This is a genomic window from Pedobacter kyonggii (assembly GCF_004310665.1).
GTDB lineage: Bacteria > Bacteroidota > Bacteroidia > Sphingobacteriales > Sphingobacteriaceae > Pedobacter > Pedobacter kyonggii.
In genome coordinates, this window is the sequence record NZ_SIXF01000004.1 from 159,800 (window position 1) to 175,450 (window position 15,651).

The window sequence follows — 15,651 nt, forward strand, 5'->3', positions numbered from 1 at the left end:
ATATATTATTTGAAAGATGAAAATAAGCGTTAATAAAAATTTGCTAATTGTTTCTGGGCTTTTGGCTAGCTTTGTGATAGCATCACCAAAAGATGTATCTGCTCAAAAAAAAGCACACAAAAAACCAAACTTTGTACTGGTGATGGCTGATGATCTTGGTTACTCTGATTTGGGATGCTATGGTGGAGAAATCAATACCCCAAACTTAGATCGCATTGCTAAACAGGGCATGCAGTTTACCGAATTTTATAATGTGAGTAGATGTTGCCCTACCAGAGCTTCCTTATTAAGTGGTTTATATAACCATGATGCGGGTATAGGCGATATGACTACACCTCAGAATGATACTGGGTATAGAGGATATCTGGGAAAAAACACCGTAACAATAGCCGAAGTACTTAAACAATCTGGTTACCGTACTGCAATGGCTGGCAAGTGGCATATATCTAATACCATAACCCAGCAAAATAAGGACGATCAAATGAAGTGGTTGAACCACCAGGCAGAGCACCCGTTGTTTTCGCCTGCAGATCAATATCCAACCAGTCGCGGGTTTGAAAAATTCTATGGAACCATTTGGGGCGTGATAGATTTTTATGACCCTTTTAGCTTGGTAGAAGGCAATAAACCGGTTACAAGTGTACCAAAAAATTATTACCACACTGATGCAATCAACGATAAGGCTGCGGGATACATCAGGGAGTTTAGTAAAGGAGATCAGCCTTTTTTCTTATATATCGCCCATAATGCGCCGCATTGGCCAATACAAGCGCCTGAAGAAGATATTGAAAGATATAAAGATACCTATAAAGTGGGTTGGGAGGTGATCAGGGAAAACAGATACAAAAAAATGGTCAGTTTAGGTTTAATTGATCCCAATAAAGTTAAACTTTCGCCTCGTCATCCCGCTCAGCTAAGTTGGGCAGATAATCCAAATAAAGAGTGGGATGCAAGAGCAATGGCGGTTCATGCAGCCATGATCGATCGTATGGACAGGGGGTTGGGAAGGGTGATAAAAGCCTTGGAAGAAACTGGGGAAATGAATAATACCGTATTCGTTTTTTTGAGCGATAATGGTGCCAGTGCAGAACTTTCTGATAAATATGGACCAGGCTTTGATAGGCCAGGCCAAACCCGTGATGGACGGGAGATTTCTTATGCAACAGATAAAACGGTAATGCCTGGAGCACAAACCACATTTTTTTCTATCGGTCCGGCTTGGGCAAATGTGGCCAATACACCATTCAGATTATGGAAATCACAATCCTTGGAGGGCGGTATTCATACACCAATGATCGTATCCTGGCCAGCTGGCATTAAAAACAAAGGTAGTAAAACAGGTCATGTTGGCCACGTAATGGATTTTATGGCAACATTTATAGATATGGCTGGTGTAAGCTATCCAAAAGAATTTAATGGCAACGCCATAACACCTTTGGAGGGTGTAAGCCTGGCTGGGGTATTTTCTGGTCAGAAAGCGGCATCACATCAGGCACTGTTTAATGAGCACGAAGGCAGCAAATATGTCCGCTTGGCAGATTGGAAACTTGTTGTAGCTGGACCTAGCAAAAAATGGCAGCTTTATAACCTGGCTACTGATAAAAGTGAGTTGAATGATCTGGCAGCGCAATATCCTGATAAGGTGAAAACTTTGAGTGCCATGTGGGACGATTGGGCAAGCAAACACCATGTGCTTCCAAAACCTTCAAAATAATAAATAGGATTTAGCGATCTAAAACCCCACCTGTTTGTATCTAAACTAAAAAATGCAAGCAGATGACTTTATTTGATGGTTTCCTACTGCAGTAACCCATTTAATTCTATAACAGCTTTAAAATGAAAAAGTATTTAGCAGGTACACTTATTATTTTGTCAGTACTGGGCTTTTCCTTGAGAGAGTCTACGGCACAATCAAATAAAAAGCCAAATATCATCATTATTCTCGTTGATGATTTGGGTTGGGGAGATGTAGGCTATCATGGTGGAAACATCCCTACGCCAAATATTGATCGACTGGCAAAACAAGGGGTAGAACTAAATAGATTTTATACAGCAGCTGTTTGTTCGCCAACAAGGGCTGGCTTGCTTACTGGCAGATATCCGGATCGTTTCGGATTAAGGAAAACGGTTATTCCTCCCTGGTCTGATTTTGGGGTGAGCACCGATGAGGTTTTTCTGCCAGAAATGCTTAAAGCAGCAGGTTATAAAAACAGGGCCATACTCGGAAAATGGCATCTTGGTCATGTTTCCTTAAAATATCATCCACTAAACAGGGGCTTTACCCATTTTTATGGCCATTTAAATGGTGCTATTGATTATTTTACGCATAAGCGGGAGGGCGAACTGGATTGGCACAATGATTTTAATTCCAGTTATGATGTCGGATATTCTACTGATCTCATTGCTGATGAGGCTATTAAAAACATCAGATCATATCACAAAGAATCTCCTTTCTTCCTTTATATTGCTTTTAATGCACCCCACGGTCCACTGCAGGCCAAAGAGGATGATTTAAAGCGTTTCGGTTACGATGCTACCAAACCAAGTTTCCCGAATGGCGGTAAAGAAGGCGATGAGGGAAGGGGTAATACCAAGCAACAAACCTATGCGGCTATGGTCAGTAATTTAGATGCTAATATTGGGAGAATATTAAAAACCTTGAACGACCTCAAAATTGATCAGAATACCATCGTACTATTCCAAAGTGATAACGGTTATGCACCAAATGAGGCTGGTTCAAGCGGTATTTTACGCGGATCTAAGTTTACCCAATGGGAAGGTGGTGTTAGAGCTCCAGCGATTATAAGATGGCCACAAGTTTTTAAGGGTGGCTGGAAAAGCGAGCAAGTTACAGGTTTTGTCGATGTTTTTCCTACGATTTTGGCTGCTGCCGATGTTATGGAAAAACCCAAAAATCCGCTCGACGGGATCAATGTTCTTCCAGTGTTAAAACAAAAGCAATCTTTTATCAATCGTAATCTCTTTTTGGGAGATGGCGTTTTGGTAAATAGGAATTGGAAAATATTGGAAAAACTGGATCAAAATTCTGGCATGAAACTAAAATCTGATGTACTTTTTCAAATCGACAGGGATGTTAGTGAAAAGAACGATGTAAAAGACCAATACACCAGTACTTACCAATTATTAAAAAAAGATTTAGCACCATTTAATGCGATTAAGGCCACAGCAGAAGTTGCTAACTTCGATGTGGGTAAAAAAGGATTTGTCGCCCCTAAAGAATGGAAAGTTGAAAAATGAAATCAGTGAAAGGTTGGAATTGATATAAAATAGGCCATGAAATAACCACTCACCCTGCTGATAACATCATACATGATAGTGCGCTTTGATGTTGTTTTAATACAAAGCCAAATGCAATTTCAGCTGTTAATAGTTTAGTGAACCTTTTGAAAAACCTGTTAACGGGATTGACTGATGAATGTAAGTGATTTTATACTACAGCGCCTGGGCAATTGAGAAAATATTCAGCTATACTGGGGATGGTATCAATGGACTGCTGGGTACGATGAACAGAAACCAGTCCATTCGTTTTATACAGCCCCGTCATGAGGAGATGGCCGCTTTTATGGCCTGCGGACATGCCAGGTTCACTGGTGAAGTGGGCGTATACATGGCAACCTCGGGGGCTGGGGCCATACATCCGCACAACGGCTGTATGATGCGAGGCTAGACCATCAGCCTGTTATGGAGATCATCGGATAGCAAAAAGGCACTTCTTTTGAAAGAACTGATTACGATCTTCAAATACTGGAAACAGTGGTCGACACCAGGTTTGCTGATTATCGTACTATCACGGCACATTTGCAGCATAGGCAAAATGTTATTTTACCGGCAGCGATCGAAGCATTAACCTGGATCGCTGCAACTTTAAGGTTCCCCGAAATCTTACAGCGGGTTTATAGCGATTGTAAGCTGACCGGTTAACAAAATCTAACCAGGATACGTCGAATGTCAGGAAGCCTCCTGTTAGTAGATTAAAAATCGTTCCCAAAGGGCTGATCAGTATTGATTTGACGGCCCGGGCATATCATATCTGAGACACAAGGTTTACAGGCTTTTTGCTTTTTTTTGTAAGGATTCCATTAAGCGCCCGACTAAGCAATGTAATATTTGGCTGGCCCTAAATATTGGCTGCAAGTGTAGCATCCAAGCCTCCCATTTTAAACTAAATTTAATGATTATGAGAACACCTTTGATGATAATATTCTTCTTGATCATCGGTTTTTGCAATATTAAAACTGTTAAAGCACAATCTACCAAATATGATTTCCCACCTCAAACAAATTATCGCTACCAGTATGTGAAAGGTTTACGCATGTTTTATAGAGAAGCGGGAGACAAAAACAGACCGACGATTGTTCTGCTACATGGATTTCCATCATCTTCTCATACCTATAGAAATCTTATTCCAATGTTGGCAACTCAGTACCACGTTATAGCGCCCGACAACATAGGGTCAGGATTTAGTGACAGGCTTAATCCCAATAATGTGAAGTATACATTTGATACATTGGCCAACTTTACGAACACACTACTTGACAGCATTGGAGTTAAAGACTATGTAATGTATATGCAAGATTTTGGTGCTCCTGTAGGATACAGAATGTATGCTATGAAGCCTAAGCGTATTACTCATCTTATCGTTCAAAATGCAAATGCTTATTTAGAGGGACTCACGGCTGATAGACAATTGTTCTTCAAATCCGCACATGATGATTCTTCGAAATCTAAAATTGATTTTTTGTTTGGTTTGATGTCAAAAGAAGCCATTATCAACAAGCAATATTTATTTGATATTGACTCCTCAAGGTATGATATACAATCACCCGATGCATGGGTTCATGATTTATACTTTTTGCAGTCGGATGCTGATAAAAAAATTCAAGTGCAATTATTTCAGGACTATTACAATAATTTGCTGAGTTATCCCTATTGGCAAGAGCTGCTAAGAAATAATCAACCAAAAACTTTAATTGCATGGGGTGAAAAGGATATGAAATTTATTTCAGAAGGGGCCAAAGCATATTTAAGAGATCTTCCAAATGCCGAATTACACTTACTGGATGCAGGACATTTTGCTGTTGAAGAAAAAGGAAGAGAGGTTGCCATACTTATCCTGAACTTCTTGAAGAACAACTAAGTAGAGACCAGCATCAATCGGGTAAACGGCTCGGTGAAAAACCTCACAGAGCGCCACTCGAGAGTTTAGCACCCACTAAAATTTTCCGATTGCAAAGCGGCGTCAATTCCTTACAAAAAAATACAAAATACTTTGTAAGGATTGACGGGCTGTTACGACTAAGGGGTCAAAAAGAATGCGACAGAAATGTGGGATGAGATGACCAAACAGAACCTTATATTTAGATATGTTACAAAAAGATCCTGAGTTTGATACTATTGACAAAAATGCCATCGACCCGCACAGTTGGGTAAACAAGTATGCCGACTATCTTTTCTCTTATGCGGTCTTCCGCATCAATGATCAGGAGCAGGCGCAGGACCTGGTGCAGGAAACTTTCCTTGCAGCACTGGAACGCCAGGAAAAGTTTGAAGGCAGGAGTTCTGAGAAAACCTGGCTAACGGCTATCTTAAAAAATAAAATCGTTGACGTTTACCGCTCCAGGTCGTCGGGACTCAGTAAAGAGATCATTCAAGCGGATATAGAAAGATCGGACGAGGATTTTTTTGACCAGAACGATGGCCATTGGAATGATCAGCACAGACCGGCTAAGCTCGGCATAGAAACCTCCGATGCGCTGGAAAATAAAGAGTTTGAAAGAATATTGAAGGCTTGCATGGATAAGCTGCCTGCGCTCTGGCTATCAGTTTTCTCTATGAAGCATATAGATGAAGAGACCACCGAGCTGATCTGCAGTGAACTCAAGATCAGCTCATCAAATTTTTGGGTCATTATTCACAGGGCTAAAGTAAACCTAAGGTCATGCCTCCAAAAAAACTGGATTTAAGCACGAACAGATGAAAGAACTAACAGAAACAGAAATAAAAAAGATTGCATACAACTGCCGTAAGGCGACCTATTTGATAGAGAAGCAGCAAATAGGCAAAATTACGTTAAGGGAGAAACTGGAACTAAAAATCCACCTGACCGGATGTGCAATTTGTGTCACTTTCATGCGGCAGAGCGCGGTGATCAATCAAATGGCCAGGAAGCTGGTGAATGCGGATTCCAATACGCTGAAGCTGGACGAAAAATTTAAAGAGCGGATGCAAAAACGCATCAATAGCCGCCTGAACAAAAATTGATCAGCAAAATAAAGATTGGCTATGGAATTTTCCCTGCGCAATAGAATACATCCATTATTTGTATTCCTGTTGATAACCATCTTGTCGTTAGTCATTTTACTGTGCTTGGCCGAATCCATTTTCATTTTTTTCATTTTGTCTTTTTCCATCTTGCCCTTTTCCTGGAACGGAGATGCCAGAACGCTAAGGGAAAGGCAGGAAACGATTAAGGCTGAAAACGGTGTTTTAAACAGAAATATATGGGACTTGAAACGCCCAATGGCCAATACTATGTGGGGCTGGAAATGGGGAGCGCCATTCACCCTCAGCCAATACTGGCTTATGAAAAACGGAAAGCCTTTATTAGTCGAGCACGGCGCCCCTTTAAGGCTAATCATACCAGTAAAATATGGAATTAAGAATTTAAAAAGGATTGGAAATAGCCTGTTTAGCAATAAATTTTAAATCTTTTATTTCTAAAACATTTTTGTGATATCCAAGTGTCAGCGTTCGAATTAAAGCACTTACAATTTTATCATATGTTAAGGTTTGATTAGGAAAAACAAAAGGATAAATAAGCTTAAGTCCTTTATAAATCCACCTTACATTTTTTTGTGTTTTCAAAGGAGTAATAAACCCTGGACGAAAGCTGTAAGCCACTTTAAAATGTAGCTTATTTAATGCGTTCTCTGTTTTGCCTTTAATCCTTGCCCACATTATTTTTCCATTTTCCGAACTATCTGCATATACTCCAGATAAGTAAAAGAAAACCATATCTGGATTGAAACCAGCAAGTTGCTTTGCAAACATTATAGTAGTATAAAAAGTGATTTGGTTGTATTTATCCTCGTTCATACCAAAGGAACTAGTGCCCGCGCAAAAGAAACAGCCATCATAGCCAGTTAGTTGGTTTTTCTGGGCGGCCATATCTGTAAAATCTTTTACGATCAGTTCAGAGAGTTTGGGATGTTTTAATGAAGAAGCTCTTCTATTTACCATCAATACTACGGTAATATCGGGATGATCAAGAGAGGCCAGCAAAATTCCTTCCCCGATCATCCCTGTAGCTCCTGTAATTATTATTTTCATTATTTCATTACATATCAGCGTTCAATCATTTTCCAAAACATAGCGAATGTATCTAGAATGATGCTGTGCTGTTCTTTTTTAGTGAATTTGTTTGATGAAAGGTATTGATTTACACCAAACACCTGATTACTGATCAAGGCATACAATAAGTTTACATCAATATCGGCGATCTTTTGCTCCTCTACAGCCGAACTGAAAAGCTGTAATACGGGGGTTATCTGCGCTGAAATTTTATCAGCTCCGACTTTTTTCAGATAGGGGGAATTGGAGAACTGCGCCAGAAACAAAAACTCACTGGGATTACGGAGCGACCATTTAAGCGACTCTTCATAATAGCTCTGGATAATCGCTTTTGTTGATTTAACTTCCGCCAATGCAGCATTTATGCTTTCTGCCGCATGCCCCTTCAATTTTAAGTAAAGTGAAACGATCAAGTCATCTTTAGTCGGGAAAAAATAGAACAAAGTCCCTGTTGCTATCCCTGCCTCTTTTGCAATTTTACTTGTCGGTGTATCATTAAATCCTTGTGAAACAAACAATTCTAATGCTGTTTCAAGTAACTTTTCCCTTTTATCCATAGGTTCCTGGCGATTACTTTATATCATCCATCCGGCCACAGAACAATTCATTAACCATAATGGTATCCAAATATTCATAAAGCCCGCTAATTAAGCCGTCTTTAAAGGTAAGAAGCAACATCACATTGTTTACGTAAATACGGCCATCCTTTCGCGTTCCCCGAATATGAACATAAAGCGCTGCACGCTCTTCGTCTGCTGTAACAGACCGAAGCGTCATTTTCATTCCCGCCGGGAATCGTTCTGCTACGATGCCCCATAATTTTGTCTGGTTTTCTAGTGATTGATAACCTCCATACGGCCAGGATCCCTCGCCGCTCCACCAATAAACATAATCAGGCGTTTTTAATTCGGACATTTCATCGAAGTTACCAGCAACCATTGCATTGAAATACTTTTCTGCGATTTCTTTTGTTTTCATATTTTATCATTGACTGACTGTTTAGTCAGTCAATGTAAATGTACAATAATTTATTTATCTACAAAATCTGTAAAAGACAATAATTAATTAGTCTTCTGACAACCCAGTTAAAGGTCTGGAGTTGCTGCTCTTGCGGAACCGCTTGGTCAAGACCTTTAAAACTTCCCATTATAACTTCGCGTTAAGAATTGGCCGACTTTACGTATCGCGTGTTCCGTCTGATCATATCTATGCCTTCTCGGTAGGGCATATAACTCAGCCCGCGCTCCCTGCGGTTTTGTTTACTTACCTGGTATAAGATACTCCAATGACGGATGATCTCTTTCCAGGCAAAAAATATCAAATGTTTAGGATCGTAAATATGAGCCGGCTCGCTGGCAGCACCATTTACCTCCATGATCTTGAATTGACCGGCACAGAGTTCCGGCCAGGTATGGTACTTCACATCTAAGCGACCGTAATAAAAGCCTGGGATCTGTGTGCAAACCGCGTGGACACTTTGTACCAGCTCGTCGGTCAGATGATCGCTAAGGTCAATAAATTTTGCGCCGCGGCTATGATTGCCATAAGGTGCCGGCAGGGCAATTTCGCCTGCGGGAATGATACGTTGCAGTGCCTGGTAATCGTATTTGGCTAATGCTGGCAGTTGCAGCAGATATCTCGGCTCTTTGGCCAACAGCTCCTGTAAAGTGGAGCATCCGTCGCCGGTTACACTCATTAGTTCCTTTCCAACGATACCAGTGATGCTTACAATATCACTGCCCGGCATTCTGTAATAAAATATCCCGGCTTCTTTAGGATAATCAATATATTCCTGCAGTAAAAAATCTACCTTACTGTTAGCTGCATAAGTCTGGAGGTCTTCCTGAGATTTTAACAATTTCACCTGCAAACCACGTTGGCCGATATCAGGCTTGGCAATCAGTGGCAAAGCAACGTTGATGTTTGCCACCGGTGTACCAGCTTTAATCAGAATCGTCTTTGGACAATATTGCGGAATATGGGTGTAAATTTGATACTTGCTATCCATGGCGAACCCGCCATTTTTCATGCCAGGGTTAGCCGTATTAAAGAAAAAAATGGCACGTGACTTAATACTGAGCCAAAACCAATAGAACATTACAGGCGTATAGACAACATAATAAGGCCAATACTCCCAATTAAAAAGCTTTATCAAAAAAATGCGCAGATTCAACCATGAAATTTCCTTCCTAACTATATCCAACTGCTTTGCCTGTGTTGTGTTGGTTTTAAGATCCTCATATGTCATATCCACTTGGGTATAACTTACCTGGATATGTGTGATGCTTACGGTGCTAACAGGGCCCGTTAAGCATTCCGACCGATGAAAATCAATTACAGCTGCACGGTCCTTTTTATTCGCCGATTTAAAACGGCTGAATTTTTCCCTTTGGTTTATTTCATCGTAAAGCGTTGCAGAGCTCCATATTTGCGGCTGTTGCGGATCAAGCTGAACCGAGTATTTATATGCTCCATCCCAGCGGCATTCACAAACCATCCCTTTTGTGCAAAGCACCAGGGTAAAAGGCTCAATATCGTGCAGATCAACGCTTTCAAAATACCGTTCCGGGTGAGTGTTTGCAATGACTTCCAGCAGTAGTAAGCCGCGGCTTTTCTTATAAAACGGCTTTTGGATGTGTTTGGCAAAAGCGCCGTTCAATAGTACCGCCACGTCGCCATTTGTCTTAGCAGCGATCCAGCTACCGCTTTTATCGGGGTCTTTGGGATAAAGCAGGTTGCCATAAGTAGCCGGGGAAATCGCCGTACCGCGATTTTGATGCTCATCCCGGTTTGAAGTCAGATAAAAGCCTTCCTTGGCCGGTATATAAGTTACGGTGCACATCCCTGCCTGTATTTGAGCGTGGATGCCGCGATGCCAAATCCGGCCGGTATCTCTATTGCTGAGATGGCACCAATGCCTATTCTGATCAGTGCCATATGATGTACGGTATGCTCCAGGTTGTAGATAAGTTCCCGGTAGTAATTGGTTTGTATTCGGATTGATTGAGATTCCTCAGCATCATAGTTTACCACCAGCACGAGTTTCCGGTCGGGTTTCCCTAAACTACAGATAATTTCCCGTAGACATTGCTGCGCTACCTCTTTATCGTTTTCTACGGCGTGGTTTCTTTCGCGGCGGTCATAATCAACCTCCCCGATCGCATAACCCTTATTGAGTTCCAAATAAAACTCCAGTATATGACGGCCATGCTGACCTATGGTTGACCCGGATAAGATGGTCAGCGGATGTGTAAATTCGGTATTGGTCAGCCCGCCGATAATACCGTGTAGCTGTTCTAGCAAATTGGTTATAGGTTCTTTAAGCGGCATAGGATCAGCGATTGGTAAATGGTAGATAGTTGAACAATTGTTTTTTTAAGAGCGGCACTAATGCCATGCAGCTGATTAACGTCACTAAAGCCAAAATGAAAAGTTTACCACCATCGTTCTGTACATTGATGCCTAATTGTGTCAGGTGAAAAAAGATAGCCCCCACAATAATGCCTATGCCTAGCAGCGCGCCTAAAATAGTGGTACGGGGAAACAGGATCAATAGGGAGGCGATCAGTTCTAGGCAGCCGATGCCGATGCGTCCATATGGCTCCATCCCTAATTTGGTAAAGATATACACAGATTCCGGCGCGGCTGTAAACTTGAAGAAAAGGGTTTGCAGCATAATGCCGGCTGCTATCAGGCGGAGGCCCCAGGTTAGCATATCAAGGTTTTTTGTCGTCACGATATTGAGATTTTAGTGTAAAAAGATATGTTTTTATGTTTATTCTCTAATTTTGAGTGAACCTGGTCCAACTTATATCAGCTTTGGTTTTCAGCCTGCTCTCGTCTTTATCCCAGGATTTTTTGGTATTGTTAAGGAATTTGTTGTAAAAGAGGTAAAGCTTGCCACTTACGAGCTTAAAAGTCTCCGGGTCAACAGCTACTTTGGTGCCGCTGGCTCCCATGGCATAGGCACACCAACCACCATATTGCGGTAAATATTTAGCGGTGTTGGCCTTAAACAGACTGCGGTGCTGGTTGCTGACAAAACGATAAGTCACGCCATCATGCACCAACGTAATTTCTTTTTTCCCTTCGACCGCTTTTTGCATCGTAAAATACGCTACCGGGTCGTAACCTGCCAACGCAAGGCCCGTATCATCCAGGTTAAGTTGTTTTTTTTGAGCCCGTGCTGAGTTCAGGATCAAGGCTGTAAATACGATAAGCAATAGGTATTTATACATAGTCTTCCGAGTGTTTACCAGCTTTGTCGCAGCCGGGGGCAAAACCTTACAATATTTTTTTTTGTAAGGAAATCAGCAGGTTGCCGACAAACCAGCAAACCACAATCAATTAGCTCATGAAAAAAATCATTTATTTCAGCACCATCATCGCACTTATGGCCAGCTGCAAAAAAGAAAGCACTCCGACCGCAGTGCTCAATGAAAAGGTGGACATGATGATGTCCAAGCCTGAAACCGACAGTAGCGGATTTATTAACGGCCCATATGGTTCAGTAAGGGGCACAGCCCGTATATATATAACCAACGGCAAATATCAACTGGCACTGGAAAATTTTAGCAGCAGCAATGGACCCGACCTTAAAGTGTATATCAGTAAGGAGCAGCGGCCGGTCAATTTTGTGAATTTGGGTTCGCTAAAATCTACAAAAGGGAATCAACTATATGATATCCCGGGTAATGTCAAAGTTCAGGATTATGCTTATGCACTGATCTATTGCCAGCAATACAGTCACTTATTCGGTTACACTCAATTTACCTATTAATATGAAAAATATATATTTCTCTTGTATAGCCCTGCTTTGCACAACTTATACTTTTGGTCAGGGCTGCAGCGACGCAGGTTTCTGTAGCCTTGGCGTGCTCAAAAACAATGTGGCTGATTCAGCCAGGCACACCTTAAGTTTCGGCCTGAATTACGGCGTCGGCTACGAGCAGACCAACATTACTAATGCTTATATAGAGTATGGAAGTAAACTGAGTGAACGTTTGTCCTTCCGAACTAAACTGACTGCCAATTATGCGACGGGGTTTTTAGGCAGCGCCTTTGACATAGGCGATATTTATGGTACGCTTAATTACGCCCTGAGAACTAAATCAGCCAGTACGATTAATATAATTGGCGGCGTAAAGGTGCCACTTACTGCCGGCAACCATAAAAACAAAGATGGCAAGCCCTTACCGCTGGATTACCAAGCCAGTATCGGTACCTATGATGCCATAGGTGGTATTAATTACATCGTCAACCAAAGCTGGGAGTTTGATGCCGGAATACAGGTACCGGTTATACAGGTGAATAAAAACACCTTCTTTCCCGACGAACACAACGATTTCCGCGCAAACGAATTCGCACCTACAAATAACTTTAAACGAAAAAGTGATGTCCTGGGCCGCATTGGTTACTATATTCAACTGCCGGCATCAGCTATTGTCTTAAAGCCAAGCTTGCTAGGTATTTATCACTTAGGCAGAGATACCTACGAAGACCGTTTTGGACAGCGCAACATCATCGAAGGCTCAGACGGTTTTACGCTGAACGGCAGCATCGTGGGCACTAAAAGATTTAAAAACGGCAATAGCCTGGAACTGCTTTTTGCAACTCCTTTCATCGTGCGTAAAGTGAGACCTGACGGACTTACCCGCAAAGGTGTCATAAACGTCCAGTACACGATCTCGCTGTAGAAACCTATCATTGATAATGACTGACCGGGATCCGGAGCGCGGCAGAGGGGATTTTTTAATGCAACCCGGACATCAAGGCCGCAGGACAATAGGTATTGCTGCAGTTTTTTTACGTTGGAAATGACCATCAAATGCACCAGCAGCTGTAAGGATATGGCGGCCGTTACGACTAACTAAATATGAGAAGGATAAATATATTCGTATTTCCGCTTTTATTCGCAACACTGACCGCTTGTAGTCAGGGCGACGTTAAAAGCACAAAAGTGCCACATGCGCCAACTGTCGGATCCTTTCCAGCTGCTAAGCCTGACTGTTACTGGAAGAAAATATTATCGCCTGAAGCTTATGATATCATGGTCGGGAAGGGAACCGAAAGGCCTTTTAAGAACCCTTATCACGATAACCATAGGAAAGGGATCTATGTTAGTGCTGCAACTGGAAAGCCTTTGTTCGCATCTTCGGCGAAGTTCGATTCGGGTACAGGTTGGCCCAGCTTTTTTGAACCGATCGATGAAAAAGCGATCATGATCGTTAAAGATACTTCATTTGGAACGGTGCGTGACGAGGTGATCGAGCGTAGCACCGGTTTGCATTTGGGACACGTTTTTGACGATGGTCCGGCGCCGACCGGAAAACGCTATTGTATGAATTTCTACGCTTTGAAATTCATTCCATCCAGACAATAACATCAGACAAAAAAACCGGATTTAAAGAATACTAAAACAAACTCAAATGAACATCAAAAAAACAGGATACGCCATCGGCGTTATCGGAACGATCATCGTTCTATTATGGATAGGCATATTGAAATTTACGCCAACTGAAGCTGCAGCTATCAAACCCTACGTCGAGCATAGCTTTTTAATGGGCTGGATGTACCAGATCGGAAGTGTGCAACAGGTTTCCAATTTTGTGGGAATCTTTGAACTTATAACCGCTATACTTCTTATCGCCTCGTTTTTCAACAGGCGGATGGGATTGATCGGGGGCTACCTGGGGGTGCTTATTTTCCTGACCACGCTTACCTTTATTTTCACGACACCCGGCATCTGGAAAGAGATGGACGGTTTACCCGTAACTGATTTTTTTGTTGTTAAGGACATTGCGTTCCTGGCTATTGTTCTCCAAGTGATCGGAATGCATCGAAAAGATGCCGATGCTGCATAAAGTCTTATAGGCTAAAAATAATGAGCGCCCCGAATCTCAAAATCCGGGGCGCTCATACATCCGATTGTTGGCAGGATAATTATTTAGGGATCGTGGCCAGAAAATTTAGGGTATCTGCGCCGATTTCCTTCACATTTGTTTCCAGTGCAAAATGACCGGTGTCATAAAACTTCAAAATTGCCTTTGGAAGATACCTTTTGTACACTTCCGTCCCAGCGGACAGGAAGAAAGGAGCTTTAGTAATCCAAAAAAGCAACATTTCGGGCTGGCACGACATTTCAGACAGTTGCAGTTTGCCAGGATATTTGAGCCAAACTGACAAATGGATGTTATTTTGAATTGAACGTTCTTACCATGTGCCTTTCTGGGAAGTTATTTCCGCAAAATTCGATTCGAACCATTAACCAATTAGCCGCAAGCAACCGATAGAAAATATGGCATGAGTCCATTTATTTTTTATTTTTTTTGCCCTCATGTATACCAGTTTAAACAGATATTATCAAAAACTAACAAACTTCAGGCTTGAGATTGCCTGAAGTTTGCTAAAAGTGTTCTACATAGACCGATGGCTTTTTGTTCTTGTCCTTAGTGCCTCAAAACTAGCGGCTGCAATCTGATCAACTTTTTCTGGCTCCAGGAAATTCACTTTTATCTGGTCGTCTTTTTCTTCGCCGCCCATAACGACATTCATTTGTTTCTGCATTAAGCCTGTGATGGTTGCGATAGCAACATCTTCAGCGGTGTCCATTTTATCGACTAAGGCTGTCTTCATCATATCGGTGTCAGTTGCTGAAGGATAAACAGTCATAACATGAAGTGGATACTGGTAAAGCTCCCTTCTCATTGCATCAGAAAACTGTCTTACGGCCGCTTTTGTTGCTGCATATACACTATAAAAAGGCATAGCAATGTAACCGTAGCCGGATGAAATATTTATTATGGCTCCTTGACTGCTTTTTTGCAAAAGAGGTAAGGTCTTTTTCGTTAATAATATCAAGCCCGTCAGGTTGATATTGATCTGCCCAATAATATCTTCATCGCTCAACTCAGTGACCAACCCTGCACTAACCACACCAGCGCTATTAATGAGGATGTCGAGTTCTCCCCATGCCTGTGATATAGCGGCAACTACTCTGTCCAGATCTTCAGCTTCTGCAACATTAGCCTGCATAGCAACTATATTCACGTCGCTGAACTCGGCTTGTAGCGTCTCTAAAGGTTTCTTTTTTCTTCCAATAACTGCAATATCCCGCACTCCATGCAACACGAGCTGAGTGATAATTGCTTTACCTATCCCTGCACTTCCGCCAGTAATTAATACTTTTTTGTCTTTTAATTCCATGTTTGTCCAAATTAATATGTTTAGCCTATCTATGACCGGCAGCCGCCGCTTCACCTGCTGTCCAAAAAGATGTGG

The 15,651-nt window shown here is 41.8% G+C and carries 19 protein-coding genes; 11 read left to right on the plus strand and 8 right to left on the minus strand.

Annotation, left to right across the window (positions count from 1 at the left end):
* Nucleotides 1-16: 16 nt before the first annotated feature.
* The 7 genes from EYS08_RS06415 to EYS08_RS26290 all read left to right on the plus strand — a co-directional run bounded on the left by EYS08_RS06415 (nt 17) and on the right by EYS08_RS26290 (nt 6,726).
* Entirely contained in the window at nt 17-1,714 is a 1,698-nt protein-coding gene (locus tag EYS08_RS06415) for an arylsulfatase (RefSeq protein WP_131029231.1), read from the plus strand.
* A 122-nt stretch (nt 1,715-1,836) separates the two neighbouring features.
* On the plus strand, nt 1,837-3,258 hold the full coding sequence (locus EYS08_RS06420) for an arylsulfatase B (RefSeq protein ID WP_131029232.1): 1,422 nt from the start codon (nt 1,837-1,839) through the stop codon (nt 3,256-3,258).
* 184 nt (nt 3,259-3,442) lie between these two features.
* Nucleotides 3,443-3,688, plus strand: a complete 246-nt coding sequence (locus EYS08_RS26620) for a thiamine pyrophosphate-binding protein (protein ID WP_394343107.1) — start codon at nt 3,443-3,445, stop codon at nt 3,686-3,688.
* A 504-nt stretch (nt 3,689-4,192) separates the two neighbouring features.
* Complete coding sequence (locus EYS08_RS06430) at nt 4,193-5,158, plus strand: alpha/beta fold hydrolase (RefSeq protein WP_131029233.1); 966 nt, start codon at nt 4,193-4,195, stop codon at nt 5,156-5,158.
* Nucleotides 5,159-5,384: 226 nt separating this feature from the next.
* Entirely contained in the window at nt 5,385-5,984 is a 600-nt protein-coding gene (locus EYS08_RS06435) for a sigma-70 family RNA polymerase sigma factor (protein WP_131029234.1), read from the plus strand.
* A gap of 10 nt (nt 5,985-5,994) precedes the next feature.
* The gene (locus tag EYS08_RS06440; RefSeq protein WP_131029235.1) at nt 5,995-6,282 is read left to right on the plus strand and encodes a hypothetical protein; all 288 of its coding nucleotides are present in this window, start codon (nt 5,995-5,997) and stop codon (nt 6,280-6,282) included.
* Nucleotides 6,283-6,603: 321 nt separating this feature from the next.
* Nucleotides 6,604-6,726 carry a molybdopterin-dependent oxidoreductase gene (locus EYS08_RS26290; protein WP_244215880.1) on the plus strand — a complete coding sequence of 41 codons (123 nt, stop codon included), beginning with the start codon at nt 6,604-6,606 and terminating at the stop codon, nt 6,724-6,726.
* On the opposite strand, the gene EYS08_RS06450 is transcribed toward EYS08_RS26290, so the two are convergent.
* The 7 genes from EYS08_RS06450 to EYS08_RS06480 form a co-directional block, all read right to left on the minus strand.
* Nucleotides 6,685-7,350: an NAD-dependent epimerase/dehydratase family protein gene (locus tag EYS08_RS06450; protein ID WP_131029236.1), complete on the minus strand. Its 666-nt coding sequence runs from the start codon at nt 7,348-7,350 to the stop codon at nt 6,685-6,687. The genes EYS08_RS26290 and EYS08_RS06450 overlap by 42 nt on opposite strands.
* Before the next feature lie 14 nt (nt 7,351-7,364).
* Nucleotides 7,365-7,928, minus strand: a complete 564-nt coding sequence (locus EYS08_RS06455) for a TetR/AcrR family transcriptional regulator (protein ID WP_131029237.1) — start codon at nt 7,926-7,928, stop codon at nt 7,365-7,367.
* Between the two features lie 13 nt (nt 7,929-7,941).
* Nucleotides 7,942-8,349, minus strand: a complete 408-nt coding sequence (locus EYS08_RS06460; protein WP_131029238.1) for a nuclear transport factor 2 family protein — start codon at nt 8,347-8,349, stop codon at nt 7,942-7,944.
* Nucleotides 8,350-8,530: 181 nt separating this feature from the next.
* The gene (locus EYS08_RS06465) at nt 8,531-10,213 is read right to left on the minus strand and encodes an NRDE family protein (RefSeq protein ID WP_131029239.1); all 1,683 of its coding nucleotides are present in this window, start codon (nt 10,211-10,213) and stop codon (nt 8,531-8,533) included.
* Nucleotides 10,201-10,701: a DinB family protein gene (locus EYS08_RS06470; RefSeq protein ID WP_131029240.1), complete on the minus strand. Its 501-nt coding sequence runs from the start codon at nt 10,699-10,701 to the stop codon at nt 10,201-10,203. The genes EYS08_RS06465 and EYS08_RS06470 overlap by 13 nt, the downstream gene beginning before the upstream one ends.
* Nucleotides 10,702-10,705: 4 nt before the next feature.
* Entirely contained in the window at nt 10,706-11,107 is a 402-nt protein-coding gene (locus tag EYS08_RS06475) for a DoxX family protein (RefSeq protein WP_208745799.1), read from the minus strand.
* Nucleotides 11,108-11,153: 46 nt separating this feature from the next.
* Complete coding sequence (locus tag EYS08_RS06480) at nt 11,154-11,609, minus strand: YHS domain-containing (seleno)protein (RefSeq protein WP_131029241.1); 456 nt, start codon at nt 11,607-11,609, stop codon at nt 11,154-11,156.
* Between the two features lie 116 nt (nt 11,610-11,725).
* Here EYS08_RS06480 and EYS08_RS06485 point away from each other — a divergent pair, with 116 nt between their 5' ends.
* The 4 genes from EYS08_RS06485 (at nt 11,726) to EYS08_RS06500 (ending at nt 14,234) form a co-directional block, all read left to right on the plus strand.
* Nucleotides 11,726-12,151, plus strand: a complete 426-nt coding sequence (locus EYS08_RS06485; RefSeq protein ID WP_131029242.1) for a DM13 domain-containing protein — start codon at nt 11,726-11,728, stop codon at nt 12,149-12,151.
* Nucleotide 12,152: 1 nt separating this feature from the next.
* Nucleotides 12,153-13,067 (plus strand): hypothetical protein, encoded by a 915-nt coding sequence (locus EYS08_RS06490; protein WP_131029243.1) that lies wholly within the window; start codon nt 12,153-12,155, stop codon nt 13,065-13,067.
* 179 nt (nt 13,068-13,246) lie between these two features.
* Nucleotides 13,247-13,753: a peptide-methionine (R)-S-oxide reductase MsrB gene (gene msrB / locus EYS08_RS06495; RefSeq protein ID WP_131029244.1), complete on the plus strand. Its 507-nt coding sequence runs from the start codon at nt 13,247-13,249 to the stop codon at nt 13,751-13,753.
* A gap of 46 nt (nt 13,754-13,799) precedes the next feature.
* Nucleotides 13,800-14,234: a DUF417 family protein gene (locus EYS08_RS06500; protein ID WP_131029245.1), complete on the plus strand. Its 435-nt coding sequence runs from the start codon at nt 13,800-13,802 to the stop codon at nt 14,232-14,234.
* A gap of 553 nt (nt 14,235-14,787) precedes the next feature.
* Here EYS08_RS06500 and EYS08_RS06505 read toward each other — a convergent pair.
* The gene (locus EYS08_RS06505; protein WP_131029246.1) at nt 14,788-15,576 is read right to left on the minus strand and encodes an SDR family NAD(P)-dependent oxidoreductase; all 789 of its coding nucleotides are present in this window, start codon (nt 15,574-15,576) and stop codon (nt 14,788-14,790) included.
* Nucleotides 15,577-15,651 lie beyond the last annotated feature (75 nt).